Source organism: Bradyrhizobium sp. Kon37 (assembly GCF_055807535.1).
In genome coordinates, this window is the sequence record NZ_JBVVOY010000005.1 from 186,486 (window position 1) to 203,183 (window position 16,698).

A 16,698-nucleotide genomic window follows, 5' to 3' on the forward strand; every position below is an offset into this window, starting at 1 on the left:
CAGTTTTCAACAATATCGGGGCACTTAACTTCATGTCAGGACTTCGCGCGCGATCGGCATGCGTTGCAATGATGCTCGCGGCCTTTACGCCGCTGTTGGCAGGCTGCGACGAATCCAGCTCCGCCATTTCAGCCGCCCAGCCCAACGACCCCGACGTCAGCATCGTCATCGTCAAGCCGCAGCCGCGCGCCGTGGTGCGCGAGCTGCCGGGCCGCATTGCGCCGACGCGGGTCTCCGACGTGCGGCCGCGCGTCTCCGGCATCGTGGTCGAGCGCCTGTTCCGACAGGGCAGCGAGGTGAAGGCCGGCGATCCACTGTATCGGATCGATCCGCGTCCGTTCGAGGTCGAGGTGATGGCCAACGACGCCGCGGTCGCCAAGGCCGAGGCCGCGCTGATGCAATCCCAGCAGCAGGCGCGCCGCATCGCCACGCTCACAGCCCAGCGCGCCGCGCCCGAAGCCGAGAACGAGAAGGCGATCGCGGCCGAGCGCCAGGCCCATGCCGAGGTCGAGGGCCGCAAGGCCGATCTCGCGCGCGCCAAGCTCAATCTCGATTACGCCACCGTACGCGCGCCGATCGACGGCGTCGTCGGTGCCGCCCTGGTCAGCGAGGGCGCGCTCGCGGTCCAGAACGAGACCAATCTGGCCACCATTCAGCAGCTCGATCCGATCTATGCGGACTTCACCCAGTCGGTGAACGAGCTCAACCAGCTCCGCCGCGCCTTCGAGAGCGGCGACCTCGAGCGCATCGCGCCCGACGCCGCCAAGGTGCATCTCGTGCTCGACGACAACACCCTCTACTCGCTCGACGGCAAGTTGCTGTTTTCGGATGCCAAGGTCGACGCCAACACCGGTCAGGTGACGTTGCGCGGTGAGTTCCGCAATCCCAAGCGCGAGCTGCTGCCGGGCATGTATGTCCGCGTCCGCATCGACCAGGGCCTCGATAGCGACGCGATCGCGGTGCCGCAGCAGGCGATCCAGCGCAATGGCGGCGGCGGCAGCGAGGTGTTCGTCGTCAAGGACGACAACCACATCGCGGTGCAGCCGGTGCGCACCGGTTCGGTGCAGGACGGAATCTGGTTCGTCACCGAGGGCCTGAAGGCCGGCGACAAGGTCGTGGTCGAAGGCTTCCAGAAGTTCGCCGCCGGCGACAGGGTCAAGCCGCAATCCTGGTCGGAAGCGGATGCGACCGCCGACAACCGGCATGCCCAGAAGCTGATGCGGTAACGCGCCATGGCGAGCTTCTTCATCGACAGGCCGATCTTCGCCTGGGTTGTCGCGCTGTTCATCTGTCTGGTCGGCGCAATTTCGATTCCGCTGTTGCCGATCGCGCAATATCCGATCATCGCGCCGCCCTCGATCTCGATCTCGACCAGCTATCCCGGCGCCTCGCCCGAGAACCTCTACAACAGCGTCACGCGGCTGATCGAGGAGGAGCTCAACGGCGCCTCCGGCATCCTCAATTTCGAATCGACCAGCGACTCGCTCGGCCAGGTCGAGATCATCGCCAATTTCGTGCCGGGCACCGATACCAGCGCCGCCTCGGTCGAGGTGCAGAACCGCATCAAGCGCGTCGAGGCGCGGCTGCCGCGCGCGGTGATCCAGCAAGGCATCCTGATCGAGGAAGCCTCCAGCGCGGTGCTCCAGATCATCACGCTGAACTCGACCGACGGCAGCCTCGACGAGGTCGGGCTCGGCGACTTCATGATCCGCAACGTGCTCGGCGAGATCCGCCGCATCCCCGGCGTCGGCCGCGCCACGCTGTATTCGACCGAACGCAGCCTGCGTGTCTGGGTCGATCCCGCAAAGCTGGTCGGCTATGGCCTGACCGCCGACGACGTCAACAAGGCCATTGCCGCGCAGAACGCGCAGGTCCCTTCCGGCAGCATCGGCGCCGAGCCGTCGACCGCGACCCAGCGCACCTCCGCGCTGGTGCTGGTCAAGGGCCAGCTCTCGTCCCCGGACGAATTCGGCACCATCATCCTGCGCGCCAATGCCGACGGCTCGACCGTGCGGCTGCGCGATGTCGCGCGCATCGAGGTCGGCGGCCTCAGCTACCAGTTCAACACCCGTCTCGACGGCAAGCCGACCGCCGGTCTGTCCGTGCTGATGTCGCCGACCGGCAACGCGCTGGCGACCGCGAGCGCCGTCGAAGAGAAGATGAAGGAGCTGTCGCGCTTCTTCCCGGCCAATATCGGCTACGAGATCCCCTACAACATCACGCCCGTGGTCGAGGCCTCGATCAAGAAGGTGCTGTCGACGCTGGTCGAAGCCATCGTGCTGGTGTTCGTGGTGATGTTCCTGTTTCTGCAGAACATCCGCTACACCATCATCCCGACCATCGTGGTGCCGGTGGCGCTCTTGGGCGCCTGTACCACGCTGCTGCTCGCCGGCTATTCCATCAACATGCTCTCGATGTTCGGCATGGTGCTCGCGGTCGGCATCCTCGTCGACGATGCCATCGTCGTGGTCGAGAACGTCGAGCGCATCATGGCGGAGGAGGGGCTGCCGCCGAAGGAAGCGACGCGGAAAGCGATGTCGCAGATCACCGGCGCCATCATCGGTATCACGCTGGTCTTGATGGCCGTGTTCGTGCCGATGGCGTTCTTCCCGGGTTCGGTCGGCATCATCTACCGCCAGTTCTCCGTGACCATGGTCGCCGCGATCGGCTTCTCCGCCTTCCTCGCGCTGTCGCTGACGCCGGCGCTGTGTGCGACCTTGCTCAAGCCCGTCGCTGCCGGCCACGGTCACGCCAAGAAGGGCGTGTTCGGCTGGTTCAACCGCATGCTCGACGGCAGCAAGGAGGGTTATTCCCGCACCGTCGGCTTCTCGCTGAAGCGCACCGGCCGTTTGATGCTGGTCTATGTCGCCCTGCTCGCCGGCCTGTCCTGGGCCTTCGTCAATCTGCCCGGCGGCTTCCTGCCCGTCGACGACCAGGGCTTCGTCACCACCGACGTGCAGACGCCGTCGGATTCGTCCTATGGCCGGACCGAGGCGGTGATCGAGAAAGTGGAAAAATACCTGGCGCAGCGCCCGGGCGTCGACAACGTCACCTTCCTCACCGGCTTCAGCTTCTCCGGCCAGGGTATGAACACCGCGCAGGCCTTCATCACCCTGAAGGACTGGTCGGAGCGCGGGCCGAAGGATTCGGCAGCGGCGATCGTTACCGACATCAACCGCGATTTGTCGTCGACAATCCGCGACGCCAAGATCTCCGCGCTGCAGCCGCCGCCGATCGACAATCTCGGCAACTCCTCGGGCTTCTCGTTCCGCCTCCAGGACCGCGGCCAGAAGGGCTATCCTGCCTTGATGCGCGCCGCCGATCAGTTGATCGCGGAGGCCAATGCAAGCGCTGTGCTGCAGAAGGTCTATGTCGAAGGCCTGCCCGAGGCCGGCGTGGTCAATCTCGTGATCGACCGCGAAAAGGCCGGCGCCTTCGGCGTCACCTTCGAGGACATCAACAACACGATCTCGACCAATCTCGGCTCGAACTACATCAACGACTTCCCGAACCGCGGCCGCATGCAGCGCGTCGTGGTGCAGGCCGACGCCCGCGACCGCATGCGGACCGAGGACATCCTCAACTACAACGTCAAGAACAGCCGCGGCCAGCTCGTGCCGTTCTCGTCCTTTGCCACCGTGGAATGGGCGCGCGGACCGACGCAGATCGCCGGCTTCAATTATTATCCGGCGGTGCGCATCTCCGGCGAGGCGAAACCCGGCTTCACCTCGGGTGATGCCATCGCCGAGATGGAACGGCTCGCAGGCAAGCTGCCGCGCGGCTTCGGCTATGAATGGACCGGGCAGTCGCTGCAGGAGAAGCTGTCGGGCTCGCAGGCGCCGTTCCTGCTCGGGCTTTCTGTGTTCGTGGTGTTCCTGTGTCTCGCCGCGCTTTACGAGAGCTGGACCATTCCGCTCGCGGTGCTGCTCACCGTGCCGCTCGGCATCGTCGGCGCCGTGGTCGCCGCAATGCTGCGCGGCCTGCCCAACGACGTCTATTTCACCGTCGGCCTGATCACCATCATTGGCCTTGCGGCCAAGGACGCGATCCTCATCATCGAGTTCGCCAAGGATCTGCGGAAAGAAGGCAAGCCGCTGGTGGACGCCACCATCGAGGCCTGCCGCCTGCGCTTCCGCCCGATCCTGATGACCGGCCTCGCCTTCATCTGCGGCGTGCTGCCGATGGCCATTGCACACGGCGCCGGCGGCGCCAGCCAGCAGGCACTCGGCAGCATCGTGATGGGCGGCATGATCGCGGTGGTGATCCTGGCGCTGCTGATGGTCCCGGTGTTCTTCGTCTCGGTGCAACGCGTGCTGGGCGGGGATCGGGAGAAGGCGGCGAAGGGGCCCGAGATGTACGGGCCGCCGGCACCGGCCAAGCTGTAAGGTGAGGTGTCATGCTCCGCGAAGGCGGGGCATCCAGTACGCCGCGGCCTTTGTGTGAATCACCACCGCCTCTGGAATACTGGATCATCCGCCTTCGCGGATGATGACGGTCGGGTTTGCGCTGGTGAACGCCCGATCGGTCGGCTTGATTTCTCGGAGGCCTCAATCCAGACTGCATCCCTGGATTGAAACAACGTGTTCGCGCCGCCCCGCGAATGCACCGGCGCCCGCCGATCGAGAGCATGTGATGCGTCCGACTGACATTGCGATCTCGAACTATCGCTCCATTCGGCGGCTCTCCATACCCATCCATCCCTTGTCGGTGTTTGTCGGCGAAAATGGCGTCGGCAAATCCAATCTCTACAAGTCCTTGTCGCTGTTGCGCGACGCAGCGACCGGTCAGATCACCCGCACGATCGCCGATGAAGGCGGGTTGAATTCGGTCTGCTGGTCCGGCATACGCAAACGAGGCGAAGATGGGCGGCTGCGACTGTCGGCCACATTCGACAGCATGAGCTATTCCATCGAGCTCGGGTTTCCCAGCCCGCTTCAGGCCGCGTTTTCCGGCGAGCCGATGATCAAGACCGAAATTATCGAGGCGACGCACGGCAAACGAACGGTCAAGCTGATGGAGCGGATCAATTCGCTCATCAGCGTCCGTGGCGAGAGCGGCGCCTGGATCGCTCACAAGGATGCGGTGCTGCCGTCGGAGACCGCGCTTGCGGCTTTTTCCGACGGCAAGCAATGCCCGGAAATCGACCTGATCAGAAATGCCATGCTGGGCTGGCGATTCTATCATGACTTCCGCACTGATCCGGCGTCACCGATACGAAAGCCTTGTCTCGCGATCGCAACGCCCTCGCTCAGCGCCGATGGCATCGATCTGGCTGCCACCCTGGCGACCCTCTATGTCATTCGGGAAGACGCCAACGACCTGCAGGACGCGATCCAGGATGCCTTCCCGGGCGCCGAACTCCGCGCATGGGAAGAAAATGGCAGGTGTGAATTCGATCTGCAATTGCCGGATATGCCGCGGCCGTTCAGGGCTCATGAACTATCCGACGGGACGCTGAAATACATCTGCCTGCTCGCGGTGTTCATGGGCTACCGGCTGCCGCCGTTCATCGCGCTGAACGAACCCGAGACCAGCCTGCATCCGTCGTTGCTGGCGCCGCTGGCCCGGCTCATCGCCAAGGCATCGCGCCGCGCCGACATCTGGATCGTCACCCATTCAGAACAGTTGATGGACGCACTGCGAAGCGAGAGTTCGGTCCCGCTTCGCCGGGTGATCAAATCGAAAGGCGCCACGGCCATCGAGGGCCTGACCATCGGCGGTGAATATCGCGACGAGGAAGAGGATGAGGACGAGGACGACGATTCGTGAACGTCGTAAATCGAGCCGTCGTGCTGTTACGCCGGCTTCCGCAAAATCTTCACCAGCTCCCCGTGCACGAACTCATTCCCGCACACGACATGCCCGGTCGCCAGCGCATCGCCCGGCGTGTCGATGTCGGTGATCGTTCCGCCCGCCTCGCGCAGCATGATTATGCCGGCGGCGACGTCCCAGGATTGCAAATTGCGTTCCCAGTAGCCGTCGAGGCGGCCTGCGGCAACGAAGGCCAGATCGAGCGAGGCGGCGCCGAAGCGGCGCAGGCCGGCGACGCGCTCCTGCATCGCGGTCATCTCGCGGCGGAATTCCTCATGGTCGCCGCGGCCGATATGGGGCAGACCGCAGGCCACCACGCATTCGTTGAGCTGGCGGCGGCCGGCCACGCGCAGGCGCTGGTCGTTGAGGAATGCGCCCTTGCCGCGCTCGGCAATGTAGAGCTCGTCATTGGCGGGGTTGTAGATCACGCCGGCGATGATCGTGCCCTCGCGCGACAGCCCGATCGAGATCGCGAATTGCGGGATGCCGTGCAGGAAGTTGGTGGTGCCGTCGAGCGGATCGACGATCCAGGTGTGGCTCTTGTCGGAGCCCTCGCGCGTGCCGCCTTCCTCGCCGATGAAGCCGTAGCCGGGCCGCGCCTTGGCGAGGTCCTGGTAGAGGATCTCCTCGGCGCGCTTGTCGGCCAGCGAGACGAAATTCGCCGGTCCCTTCAGCGAGACCTGGAGATGCTCGATCTCGCCGAGATCGCGCTTGAGGCTGCGGCCGGCGCGGCGCGCGGCCTTGACCATGACGTTGATAGTTGCGGAATACAGCATGAGCTTCCGGTCTTGATCGGGGGAAATGGCGCGAAATCGCGCCTGTTTGAGGGATGGGGTGCCCTGCGGGGGCCTCAACGTCAAGTCATTTGGCCCCGAGCCATTTCCTGGCGGCGGCCTCGGCCTTGGCCCGGTCCTCGGCCGGCAAATCGGACAATTGCTTGTCCAGCTCCGGATCGCCCTTGCCGGCGGTCTTGGCCACCAGATGCCATTTGAAGCCCTCGACCTTGTCCACGGCCGTGCCCATGCCGTTGATCAGCACCCAGGCCAGCCGGTTCTGCGCGATCGCGCTGCCCTGGCGGGACGCCTTGCGGAGCAGGGCGACGGCCGCAGGCTGGTTCTTCGGCGTGCCGGTGCCGTTGAACAGCGCAATGGCGTATTCGACCTCGGCATCGACATTGTCGGTCAGCGTGGCGACCTGGAGCAGACGCACCGCCCGTTCCAGGTCCTTCGGCACGCCAGTGCCTTCCTTGTAGAAGGTCGCGAGCGCGTATTGCGCCTCGGGCAGGCCGGCATCAGCCGCCTGGCGCAGCAGCTCGGCGGAGCGCTTGACGTCCTGCGGCAGGGTCTGTCCGTCGAGATAGAGCAGCGCGAGGTTATAGGCCGCCTTGGGCTCGCCGAGCTTGGCGGCGGACGCCATCAGCTTGACCGCCTCGTTCTTGTCGACCGGGCCGCCGCGGCCGGACATCCTGAGCATGGCGAGCGCGAACATCGCCTCGCGGTCGCCGGCATCAGACGCGCGCTTGTACCATTGCAGCGCCTTGGCGTAGTCGCGCCGGATGCCCATGGCGTTGGAATAGAGCTCACCCAGCATGGTCATCGCCTTGGCATCGCCGGTCTCGGCACGAGCGGTGGCGAGTTCGAAGGCGGTCTTGTATTGACCGCGCTGATAGGCGCCGAACACCAGATCGACGTTGGGATTGTCGGTCGGAGGCGCCGGGATCACGGTCGCAGCCGGAGCAGGCTTTGAGGACGCTGAAGGTTTGGGGGAGGCTGACGGTTTTGGTGCCGGCGCCGCTTCCTTCTTCTTGGTGATGGTGTGCGGCGTGGCCTTCGGCTTGTCCTTGCTTTTCTCGGCCGAAGGGTTCGGCGTTGCCACGGGCGGCGTGATCTGGAGCTGCGCGGCCGCGGGCACTGTGAGCAGCAGCGTGGCCAGGATGGTGATGCGCGGGAGCTTCATGACGGGCGCTAGCCGTGCTCCTGTTCTGCAAGCGCAGTCGCATGAGCCTTCTTGATCGCAGCGTCGGCCTCAATCAGCGCCGCCTTGGGTCCGCGCGGATCGGTCCAGATGAAGTCGCCCACCAGCACGAAATCGGCCCCGCTGGCGGCGAATTCGTGGGCCTCTTCCAGCGACATGGCAAAGCCGACGCAAGGCGGCTCGAACAGCTCGGCCCACCAGTCCAGCCGCTCGGCGATCGCTTGCGACGACGGCCGCTGGCCCTTTGCGTCGGGCTCGCCGAACAGAACGTAATCCGCTCCGATCTCGCCCGCATCCATGGAATGGTGCCGCGTCGTCAGCCCGCCGACCCCGGCGATGCGATCGGGCTTCAGCGATGGCAGCGCCTCTTTCAGCGCGGCGATGCCGGGCAGGTGCGCGCCGTCGGCGCCGCCGCGTGCGACGAGCTCAGGATGGCCGTCGACGAGCAGGGCTGCGCCCGCTTTCTGAACCGGCGGCGCGAAGGCCTTGATCCGGGAGATCATGGTGCGCTGATCGGTCACCTTCAGCCGCAACAGCACGGCCGCGACGTCGGCGGCGGCGAGCAGGCCGGGCAGATCGACCAGAAGCGAAGCGGGATCATCGACGACGGGCGTCGCGAGATAAAGGCGCGGCGCCGGGCGCGGCGGAGGAGATTTGTTCGACAAGATCTAGGCTGCTTTCTGTTCCAGGCCGCTTTGCCATTCGCCTTTGGAGGCGAGGCCGTTCATGCGCGCGCGATGACTGAATGCGTTTTGTCCGGCTGCGACGTTCTCGGCCTTGCCCGACCAGGCCTTCTGCGGCGCGGCCTGCAGTGCGCGACCGTAGGAGAAAGTCAGGCCCCAGGGCAGCGGGCCGAGCTTGTGCATGGCGTTGAGATGCGCCGTTGCCTCTTCATCCGACTGGCCGCCGGAGAGGAACGCGATGCCGGGCACCGCCGCGGGCACGCAAGCTTTGAGCAGCCGTATCGTCTTCTCCGCGACCTCCTCGACGGAAGCCTGCTTGGCGGATTTCTTGCCGGAGATGGCCATGTTCGGCTTCAGCACCATGCCCTCGAGCGCGACGCGCTGCACGCGCAATTCCTGAAAGGTCTTGTTGAGCACACGGCTCGTCACCTCATAGCAGCGATCGATGTCGTGATCGCCGTCCATCAGCACTTCGGGCTCGACGATCGGCACGATCTGCGCGGCATGGCACAGCGCTGCATAACGCGCCAGTGCGTGGGCGTTGACGCTGATCGCGGTCATCGAGGGAATACCGCTGCCGATGTCGATCACCGCGCGCCATTTGGCGAAGCGGGCGCCGCGCTCGTAGTATTTCTTCAAGCGCTCGGCAAGCTTGTCGAGCCCGACGGTGACGAGCTCTCCCGGGCACATCGGCAGGGGTTGCGTGCCCTCGTCGACCTTGATGCCGGGAATGGCGCCGCTACTCTCGATCAGCTTGACCAGGGGCGTGCCGTCCTTTGCGTTCTGCCAGATCGTCTCGTCGTAGAGGATGACGCCGGAGATGTGCTGGTTCATCGCGTCCTTCGAGCGGAACAGCATCTCGCGATAGTCGCGGCGGTTCTCTTCGGTCGATTCCACGCCGATCGCGTCGAAGCGCTTCTTGATGGTTCCGGAGGATTCGTCGGCGGCAAGGATGCCCTTGCCGGGCGCGACCAGAGCGGTCGCGATCCTGTTCAGCTCAGTCAGATTCATCGAGATGTCCTCCCAAAACGATTCTGCCCTTGCCGGTGAAAATAGACCGTTCTCGGGCAAATGCCGAGTTAACGTTCGTCGCAGGGTAAGGGGGGAGGGCTTGTTCACCTCTCCCCGCCTGCGGGGAGAGGTCGGATCGCCCTTGCGATCCGGGTGAGGGGGTACAGGTCCCGCAGTCATCTCATCTGCGGAGAGAGCCCCTCACCCCAACCCTCTCCCCGCGAAGGGCGGGGCGAGGGAGACGACAGGGCGTGCCGGACTTCACGCTACCTTCGGGGCGAGCTCGCCCTTGGCGTAGCGCTTGGCCATCTCGGCCGTCGTCAGCACCTTCTTGATCTTGGAGGCTTGGCCTGCGGTATTGAATTCCTGGAGCCGCTGCTTGCACAGCTTGGTCATCGCTTCCATCGCGGGCTTCAGGTATTTGCGCGGGTCGAACTCTTCCGGATTGTCCTTGAGCACCTTCCGGATCTGGCCGGTCATCGCCATGCGGTTGTCGGTGTCGATGTTGATCTTGCGCACGCCGTTCTTGATGCCGCGCTGGATCTCGGCCACCGGCACGCCCCAGGTCGCCTTCATCTTGCCGCCATAGGCGTTGATGATGTCCTGGAGGTCCTGCGGCACCGACGAGGAGCCGTGCATGACGAGATGCATGTTCGGCAGCTTGCGGTGGATCTCCTCGATCACGTTCATGGCGAGGATGTCGCCGTCGGGCTTGCGGGTGAATTTGTAGGCGCCGTGGGACGTCCCCATCGCGATCGCGAGCGCGTCGACCTGGGTCTCCTGGACGAACTTCACGGCTTCATCCGGATTGGTCAGGAGCTGGTCGTGGCTGAGCTTGCCCTCGGCGCCGTGGCCGTCTTCCTTGTCGCCCATGCCGGTCTCGAGCGAGCCGAGCACGCCGAGCTCGCCTTCGACCGAGATGCCGCCGAGATGGGCCATGTCGGTCACGGTCTTGGTCACGCCGACATTGTAGCCCCAGTCGCCGGGGGTCTTGCCGTCGGCCTTGAGCGAGCCGTCCATCATGACGGAGGTGAAGCCGGCCTGGATCGCGGTCATGCAGGTTGCCGGCTCGTTGCCGTGGTCGAGATGCACGCAGACCGGAATGTGCGGGTAGATCTCGGTCACCGCGTCCATCATGTGCTTGAGCATGACGTCGTTGGCGTAGGAGCGCGCACCGCGGGAGGCCTGGATGATGACGGGCGCGTCGACCTGGTTGGCCGCGTCCATGATCGCCAGCGCCTGCTCCATGTTGTTGATGTTGAAGGCCGGGACGCCGTAATCGTTCTCCGCCGCATGGTCGAGCAATTGACGCAACGTGATCCGAGCCATCTGTGTATTTCTCCCGTTTGGGCCTGCAAGGCCACTGCTTGAAGGCGGCTGACGACTTGCCGACCGATTACTTGGTGCGCAGAACTTCGACGCCGGGCAGGGGCTTGCCTTCCATCCATTCAAGAAATGCGCCACCGGCGGTCGAGACATAGGTGAACTGACCGGCCACATGGGCCTGGTTGAGGGCCGCCACGGTGTCGCCGCCGCCCGCGATCGAGACCAGCTTCTTGGCCTTGGTGCGCTCGGCGGCATGCTTGGCGGCGGACATCGTGCCGCGGTCGAACGGCTGCATCTCGAAGGCACCGAGCGGTCCGTTCCAGACCAGCGTCGCCGCATCGTCGATCGCAGCATGAACACGCGCGATCGACTGCGGACCGACGTCGAGGATCATGCCGTCGGTCGGGATCGCGTCGAGGCCATAGGCGTGCGACGGCGCGTTGGCCGCGAAATGATAGGCGACGGTAGCGTCGACCGGCAGGATGATGGCGCAGTTGGCGGCTTCCGCCTTTTCCATGATGCGCAGCGCGGTCGCGGCGAGATCCTTCTCGGCCAGCGACTTGCCGATGCCGACGCCCTGGGCGTGCAGGAAGGTGTTGGCCATGCCGCCGCCGATCACGAGCGCGTCGACCTTGGTCACGAGGTTTTCGAGCAGGTCAATCTTGGTCGAGACCTTGGCGCCGCCGATGATCGCGATGACGGGCTTGGTCGGCGAGCCCAGCGCCTTCTCCAGCGCGACCAGTTCGGCCTGCATGGTGCGGCCGGCATAGGCGGGCAGCTTGTGGCCGAGGCCTTCGGTCGAGGCGTGGGCGCGGTGCGCGGCCGAGAACGCGTCATTGACCCAGATGTCGCCGAGTTTTGCGAGCTCCGCGACAAAGGCCGGATCGTTCTTCTCTTCCTCTTTGTGGAAGCGGGTATTTTCCAGACAGAGGATGTCGCCGTCGTTCAGCGCCGCCACGGCCTTGGCCGCGGGCTCGCCGATGCAGTCGTCGGCAAACGCAACGGGCTTCTTCACGACCTTCGACAGCGCCTCGGCAACGGGCTTGAGCGAGTCCTTGCCATCGCGCCCTTTCGGCCGGCCGAAATGCGCGAGCAGGATGACCCTGCCGCCCTTGTCGGAGATTTCGGTGATGGTCGGCGCGACGCGCTCGAGCCGGGTCGCGTCGCTGACGCGCCCGTTCTCCATGGGCACGTTGAGATCGACGCGCAGCAGCACGCGCTTGCCCTTCACGTCGACGTCGTCGAGGGTGCGGAATTTGTTGGTCACGAGGGATCCCCTGAACCGCCTTGGGTAATGTTGGGCCAGTCCTCGATCTTCCGATCCGGATCGGGCTTGATCTTCGAGCCCGATCGCAAGAACAGGAACAACAGGCCGCCCATCAACGCCAAGAGGAGCGCGAGGGCGACGAGTTGCGAGGTCATGGCGTTCTCCGGCTGTGCCGTGACGCGTCTTGGTTAGATCACCTTCGACATCGCAACGGCGGTGTCCGCCATGCGATTCGAGAAGCCCCACTCGTTGTCGTACCAGGACATCACGCGCACCAGCGTGCCGTTCTGCACCTTGGTCTGGTCCTCGTGGAACGTCGAGGAGTGCGGGTCGTGGTTGAAGTCGATCGAAACGTTCGGCGCGCTGGTGTAGCCGAGGATGCCCTTGAGCTGCTGCTCGGAGGCGCGCTTCATCGCCGCGTTGATTTCCTTGACGTCGGTGGCGCGCTTGGCGACGATCTTGAGGTCGACGACCGAGACGTTCGGGGTCGGCACGCGGATCGCGACGCCGTCGAGCTTGCCCTTCAGTTCCGGCAGCACGAGGCCGATCGCCTTGGCGGCGCCGGTCGAGGTCGGGATCATCGACATCGCAGCCGCGCGGCCGCGATAGAGATCCTTGTGCATGGTGTCGAGCGTCGGCTGGTCGCCGGTATAGGCGTGGATCGTGGTCATGAAGCCGGTCTCGATGCCGACGAGGTCGTTCAGCACCTTGGCGATCGGCGCGAGACAGTTGGTGGTGCAGGAGCCGTTGGAGACGACCAGATGTTCCCGGGTCAGCGTGTCGTGGTTGACGCCGTAGACGATGGTGGCGTCGGCGCCGTCGGCGGGCGCCGAAACGAGAACGCGCTTGGCGCCGGCGGTCAGATGCGCGGAGGCCTTGTCCTTCGAGGTGAAAATGCCGGTGCATTCCATCGCGATGTCGATGCCGAGATCCTTCCAGGGCAGCTTCGAGGGATCGCGCTCGGCGGTCACCTTGATCTTGTTGCCGCCGAGGCTGATCGTGTCGCCATCGACGGTCACGGTGCCGGGGAAGCGGCCATGGACGCTGTCGAAGCGAAGCAGATGCGCGTTGGTCTCGACCGGGCCGAGGTCGTTGATGCCGACGACCTCGATGTCCTTGCGGCCGGACTCGGCGATGGCCCGCAGGATGTTGCGGCCGATGCGGCCAAAACCGTTGATTCCGACGCGGACTGCCATGTTTCGTCTCCTTCAATGACCGTTGTCATCCCGCACAACGCGCTAGCGCGCCTGCGAGGGTTTTTTTAGGGCGGACGCCCGGTTCGGCCGGGCGGGGCTTGATCATATGAGAGTTAGGTAGTCCTTTTTTTTGGCAATCTCAACTCTCAGGAAACGCGTTTCAGAACGGCGTTAACCGCGGCCTCGGCGGTAATGCCAAAGTGCTGGAATACCTTGTTGAGAGGGGCGCTGGCGCCGAAGGAGTGCATGCCGATAAATTCGCCATCCTGGCCGATCACGGCGTCCCAGCCCCAGCGCACGGCGGCCTCGATCGCGACCTTGACCGGGGCGTTGCCGATGATCTCGTCGCGGCGTTCCTTTGGTTGCGCTAACAGGAGCTCGAGCGAGGGAACCGAAACCACCCGGGTCGGAATGCCGCGCTCGGCGAGCTGCTTCTGGGCGGCCACGGCCATCTCGACTTCGGAGCCGGAAGCAAACAGCGTCGCCTTGGCTTCGCCCTGGGCGGCCACCAGCTCGTAGGCACCGAACCGGCACGGGCTCTCGTTCGGTGCGGCGGTGCGCAGCTGCGGCAGGTTCTGCCGGGTCAGCGCCAGCACCGTCGGACCGTCGATGCGGTTGAGCGCGAGCTCCCAGCACTCGGCGACCTCGATGGAATCGCACGGGCGGAACACGCGCATGTTGGGAATGGCGCGAAGTGCCGAGAGATGCTCGACCGGTTGGTGGGTCGGGCCGTCTTCGCCGAGGCCGATGGAATCGTGGGTCATCACATAGACGACCCCGGTCCCCATCAACGCGGCGAGCCGCATCGCGGGCCGCGCATAATCCGTGAACACCAGGAATGTCGCGCCGTTCGGCGCAAAGCCGCCGTGCAGGAAGATGCCGTTCATCGCCGCGCACATGCCGTGCTCGCGGATGCCGTAATGGATGAAGCGGCCCTTCGGCGTCTTGGCCGAGAACGCGGTTGCCGACTTCGCCTTGTTGTTGTTGGAGCCGGTGAGGTCGGCCGAGCCCGCCAAAAATTCCATCGGCATCGCGCCGGCAATCACTTCGATCACGGCTTCCGAGGATTTGCGGGTCGCCGCTTTCATCGGCTTTTCCAACAGCTCCTTCTTGTAACCCTTGAACGCCTTTGCCAGCGCGGCCGGGCGCTCGTGGCGCAGGCGACGCTCGAATTCGGCGCGCTTGCGGCTGCCGAGTTCACCGAGCCTTGCTTCCCATTCCTGTCGTGCTGCCGCGCCACGGCTGCCGGCCGCGCGCCAGGCCTTCAGCACGTCGTCGGGCACCGAGAACGGCTCCAGCGAAATGCCGAGATTTTCCTTGGCGGCCTTGAGTTCGTCGGCGCCGAGCGCTTCGCCGTGGACCTTGTTGGTGCCGGCCTTGTGCGGCGCGCCGAAGCCGATGGTGGTGCGGCACGCGATCAGCGTGGGTTTGTTTGATTTCTGCGCGCGCGTGATCGCGGCTGATATCGCGGCCTGGTCGTGGCCGTCGATCTTTTCGGCGGCCCAGCCGCACGCCTTGAACCGCTTCACCTGGTCGACGGAGTCGGAGATCGAGGTCGGGCCGTCGATCGAGATGCCGTTGTCGTCGTAGAGCACGATCAGCTTGTTGAGCTTCCAGTGCCCGGCCATCGCGATCGCTTCCTGCGACACGCCTTCCATCAAATCGCCGTCGGAAGCGATCACATAGGTGTGGTGATCGACGATCTTCCTGCCGAACTCGGCCGCGAGCATCTTCTCGGCGAGCGCCATGCCGACGGCGGTGGAAATGCCCTGGCCGAGCGGACCGGTGGTGGTCTCGATGCCCTTGGTGTGGCCATGCTCGGGATGTCCCGGTGTCAGCGATCCCAACTGACGAAAGTCCTTGAGCTGGTCGATCGTCATCTCGGGGCTGCCGATCAGATACAGCAGCGAATAGATCAGCATCGAGCCGTGCCCGGCCGAGAGCACGAAGCGGTCCCGGTCCGGCCAGTCCAGCGCGGCGACGTCGAATTTCAGGAATTGCGTGAACAGCACGGTCGCCATGTCGGCGGCGCCCATCGGCAGGCCCGGATGACCCGATTTCGCCTTCTCGACGCCGTCCATGGCAAGGCCGCGGATCGCATTGGCCATACGGTTGTGATCGACCTGCGTCATGTCTGAAAATCCGTCTGAAATGAGGCGCTTGTGGCTGGATTTGGCCGCGCCGGAAGGAGCCTTTCGGCCGCTGGGGTCGCGGCTGGGATAGCATCTCGGTTCCGGCAGGCCAAGGCAATCAAACGCCGGTTTGGCCGCAAAAGTTGCTTAGCAGTGCATAGTTTCGTGGCGGCGTTGCGCTCCGCTAGCTTGCCACGTAAATTTCTGCTTCTAACCGCTTGCCGAACCGAGTCTTTTGCCGGACGGCAAGCTCCAAGGTAAATGCCCAAAGGAAAAGCCCAAGGGCAAGGCCACAGGTTCCGCCGCTGACTGCATGAACGATCGCGTATCCAACAGCTCTGCCATGACCGAGTCCTCGGCCGTCGAGATCGAGATCGCGACCCGCAGGCTCATGGCGGCGCTCGACTCGCTCGAAAGCGCGGTGGAGCGGCGGCGCGACGCCGACCGCGACGAGAACGAGCTCGCGGCGCGGATTCAGGCGCTGGGCGCGGACCGCTCGCGCCTTGCCGACGAACTCGACGGCGCGCTGGTGAAGGCGCGCAAGCTCGAGCGCTCCAGCCGCGAGATCTCCGATCGGCTGGATTCCGCGATCGTCACGATTCGCTCGGTGCTCGATACCGGAGAGGACGGATGAGCCATATCAACGTCACCATCAACGGCCGGCAATACCGCATGGCCTGCGAGGAAGGCCAGGAGGTGCGGCTGCTCAAGCTCGCCGAAAGCCTGGAGACGCGGATCCAGTCGCTGCGCGGAAAGTTCGGCGAGATCGGTGATGCCAGGCTCACCGTGATGGCGGCGCTGACCGTCTGCGACGAATTGGTCGATGCCGGCAACCGCATCCGCACCATGGAGCAGGAGCTGACCGAGCTGCGGGATTTCCGCAACGCCGCCGTGGAGCGCGCCCGGCTGACCCAGACCGCGGTTGTGAACGCACTGAACTCTGCGGCCGAGCGCATCGAGAAGTCGACCCAGGTCCTGAACCGCACCGTCGGCAACGGGATCGCCATCGGCTGACCCTTCACCGGGCTGGCGATTCGTCAGCATCGTTGTTACATTGCCCGGGCGGGGCTGCGACGCGCGTCAGGAGCCATTATCCCCGGGGCCTTATCGATCCTTTAGGGAACTGTCCCTGGCCGGGCCCGTGGGCTCGGACATATGGTGCCCACCTACTTTCGTAGGGAACTCCGGGATCGAGTGCTTCAACGGCGTTCGCGGCTTCGCACTTTTGTTTTTCTTCCTTCTGGTTCGTGCCTGTCGAAATTGCGTCCCCGACACGCTGCGGGTGATGACAGCGGGGG

Annotated in this window: 14 protein-coding genes and 1 other RNA gene; 6 read left to right on the forward strand and 9 right to left on the reverse strand. The window is 64.9% G+C overall.

Annotation, left to right across the window (positions count from 1 at the left end; all coding sequences use genetic code 11):
* Positions 1-32 precede the first annotated feature (32 nt).
* The 3 genes from AC0L3J_RS14415 (at position 33) to AC0L3J_RS14425 (ending at position 5,769) form a co-directional block, all read left to right on the forward strand.
* A complete protein-coding gene (locus AC0L3J_RS14415; protein ID WP_473347423.1) occupies positions 33-1,226 on the forward strand; it encodes an efflux RND transporter periplasmic adaptor subunit in 1,194 nt (397 codons plus the stop codon).
* 6 nt (positions 1,227-1,232) lie between these two features.
* On the forward strand, positions 1,233-4,385 hold the full coding sequence (locus tag AC0L3J_RS14420; protein WP_473347424.1) for a multidrug efflux RND transporter permease subunit: 3,153 nt from the start codon (positions 1,233-1,235) through the stop codon (positions 4,383-4,385).
* Positions 4,386-4,632: 247 nt separating this feature from the next.
* Positions 4,633-5,769: an AAA family ATPase gene (locus tag AC0L3J_RS14425; protein ID WP_473347477.1), complete on the forward strand. Its 1,137-nt coding sequence runs from the start codon at positions 4,633-4,635 to the stop codon at positions 5,767-5,769.
* Positions 5,770-5,795: 26 nt separating this feature from the next.
* Here AC0L3J_RS14425 and AC0L3J_RS14430 read toward each other — a convergent pair whose 3' ends face one another.
* From AC0L3J_RS14430 to tkt, 9 genes are all read right to left on the reverse strand, one after another.
* Positions 5,796-6,587 (reverse strand): inositol monophosphatase family protein, encoded by a 792-nt coding sequence (locus AC0L3J_RS14430; RefSeq protein ID WP_473347425.1) that lies wholly within the window; start codon positions 6,585-6,587, stop codon positions 5,796-5,798.
* Between the two features lie 85 nt (positions 6,588-6,672).
* Positions 6,673-7,767, reverse strand: a complete 1,095-nt coding sequence (locus AC0L3J_RS14435) for a tetratricopeptide repeat protein (protein WP_473291839.1) — start codon at positions 7,765-7,767, stop codon at positions 6,673-6,675.
* A gap of 8 nt (positions 7,768-7,775) precedes the next feature.
* Positions 7,776-8,450 carry a thiamine phosphate synthase gene (locus AC0L3J_RS14440; RefSeq protein ID WP_473347426.1) on the reverse strand — a complete coding sequence of 225 codons (675 nt, stop codon included), beginning with the start codon at positions 8,448-8,450 and terminating at the stop codon, positions 7,776-7,778.
* A gap of 3 nt (positions 8,451-8,453) precedes the next feature.
* Positions 8,454-9,479 (reverse strand): class I fructose-bisphosphate aldolase, encoded by a 1,026-nt coding sequence (locus tag AC0L3J_RS14445; RefSeq protein WP_473347427.1) that lies wholly within the window; start codon positions 9,477-9,479, stop codon positions 8,454-8,456.
* 261 nt (positions 9,480-9,740) lie between these two features.
* The gene (fba, locus tag AC0L3J_RS14450) at positions 9,741-10,808 is read right to left on the reverse strand and encodes a class II fructose-bisphosphate aldolase (RefSeq protein ID WP_473347428.1); all 1,068 of its coding nucleotides are present in this window, start codon (positions 10,806-10,808) and stop codon (positions 9,741-9,743) included.
* 67 nt (positions 10,809-10,875) lie between these two features.
* Positions 10,876-12,072 (reverse strand): phosphoglycerate kinase, encoded by a 1,197-nt coding sequence (locus AC0L3J_RS14455; protein ID WP_473347429.1) that lies wholly within the window; start codon positions 12,070-12,072, stop codon positions 10,876-10,878.
* The gene (locus AC0L3J_RS14460; protein WP_247406375.1) at positions 12,069-12,227 is read right to left on the reverse strand and encodes a hypothetical protein; all 159 of its coding nucleotides are present in this window, start codon (positions 12,225-12,227) and stop codon (positions 12,069-12,071) included. The genes AC0L3J_RS14455 and AC0L3J_RS14460 overlap by 4 nt, the downstream gene beginning before the upstream one ends.
* Positions 12,228-12,260: 33 nt before the next feature.
* Positions 12,261-13,268, reverse strand: a complete 1,008-nt coding sequence (gap, locus tag AC0L3J_RS14465; protein WP_106941903.1) for a type I glyceraldehyde-3-phosphate dehydrogenase — start codon at positions 13,266-13,268, stop codon at positions 12,261-12,263.
* A gap of 146 nt (positions 13,269-13,414) precedes the next feature.
* The gene (tkt, locus tag AC0L3J_RS14470; protein ID WP_473347430.1) at positions 13,415-15,400 is read right to left on the reverse strand and encodes a transketolase; all 1,986 of its coding nucleotides are present in this window, start codon (positions 15,398-15,400) and stop codon (positions 13,415-13,417) included.
* 313 nt (positions 15,401-15,713) lie between these two features.
* On the opposite strand from tkt, the gene AC0L3J_RS14475 reads away from it, so the two are divergent.
* From AC0L3J_RS14475 to ssrS, 3 genes are all read left to right on the forward strand, one after another.
* Positions 15,714-16,034, forward strand: a complete 321-nt coding sequence (locus AC0L3J_RS14475) for a DUF4164 domain-containing protein (RefSeq protein WP_026232773.1) — start codon at positions 15,714-15,716, stop codon at positions 16,032-16,034.
* Positions 16,031-16,414 carry a cell division protein ZapA gene (locus tag AC0L3J_RS14480; RefSeq protein ID WP_007599950.1) on the forward strand — a complete coding sequence of 128 codons (384 nt, stop codon included), beginning with the start codon at positions 16,031-16,033 and terminating at the stop codon, positions 16,412-16,414. Before AC0L3J_RS14475 ends, AC0L3J_RS14480 begins: the two co-directional genes overlap by 4 nt.
* A gap of 48 nt (positions 16,415-16,462) precedes the next feature.
* Positions 16,463-16,622, forward strand: a non-coding RNA gene (ssrS, locus tag AC0L3J_RS14485) — 6S RNA.
* Positions 16,623-16,698: the final 76 nt, after the last annotated feature.

Bases quoted from the DNA above. Each gene is read 5' to 3' on its own strand.
- AC0L3J_RS14415 (WP_473347423.1), top strand. From the start codon at position 33: ATGTCAGGACTTCGCGCGCGATCGGCATGCGTTGCAATGATGCTCGCG.
- AC0L3J_RS14420 (WP_473347424.1), top strand. From the start codon at position 1,233: ATGGCGAGCTTCTTCATCGACAGGCCGATCTTCGCCTGGGTTGTCGCG.
- AC0L3J_RS14425 (WP_473347477.1), top strand. From the start codon at position 4,633: ATGCGTCCGACTGACATTGCGATCTCGAACTATCGCTCCATTCGGCGG.
- AC0L3J_RS14430 (WP_473347425.1), bottom strand. From the start codon at position 6,587: ATGCTGTATTCCGCAACTATCAACGTCATGGTCAAGGCCGCGCGCCGC.
- AC0L3J_RS14435 (WP_473291839.1), bottom strand. From the start codon at position 7,767: ATGAAGCTCCCGCGCATCACCATCCTGGCCACGCTGCTGCTCACAGTG.
- AC0L3J_RS14445 (WP_473347427.1), bottom strand. From the start codon at position 9,479: ATGAATCTGACTGAGCTGAACAGGATCGCGACCGCTCTGGTCGCGCCC.
- fba (WP_473347428.1), bottom strand. From the start codon at position 10,808: ATGGCTCGGATCACGTTGCGTCAATTGCTCGACCATGCGGCGGAGAAC.
- AC0L3J_RS14460 (WP_247406375.1), bottom strand. From the start codon at position 12,227: ATGACCTCGCAACTCGTCGCCCTCGCGCTCCTCTTGGCGTTGATGGGC.
- gap (WP_106941903.1), bottom strand. From the start codon at position 13,268: ATGGCAGTCCGCGTCGGAATCAACGGTTTTGGCCGCATCGGCCGCAAC.
- tkt (WP_473347430.1), bottom strand. From the start codon at position 15,400: ATGACGCAGGTCGATCACAACCGTATGGCCAATGCGATCCGCGGCCTT.
- AC0L3J_RS14475 (WP_026232773.1), top strand. From the start codon at position 15,714: ATGAACGATCGCGTATCCAACAGCTCTGCCATGACCGAGTCCTCGGCC.
- AC0L3J_RS14480 (WP_007599950.1), top strand. From the start codon at position 16,031: ATGAGCCATATCAACGTCACCATCAACGGCCGGCAATACCGCATGGCC.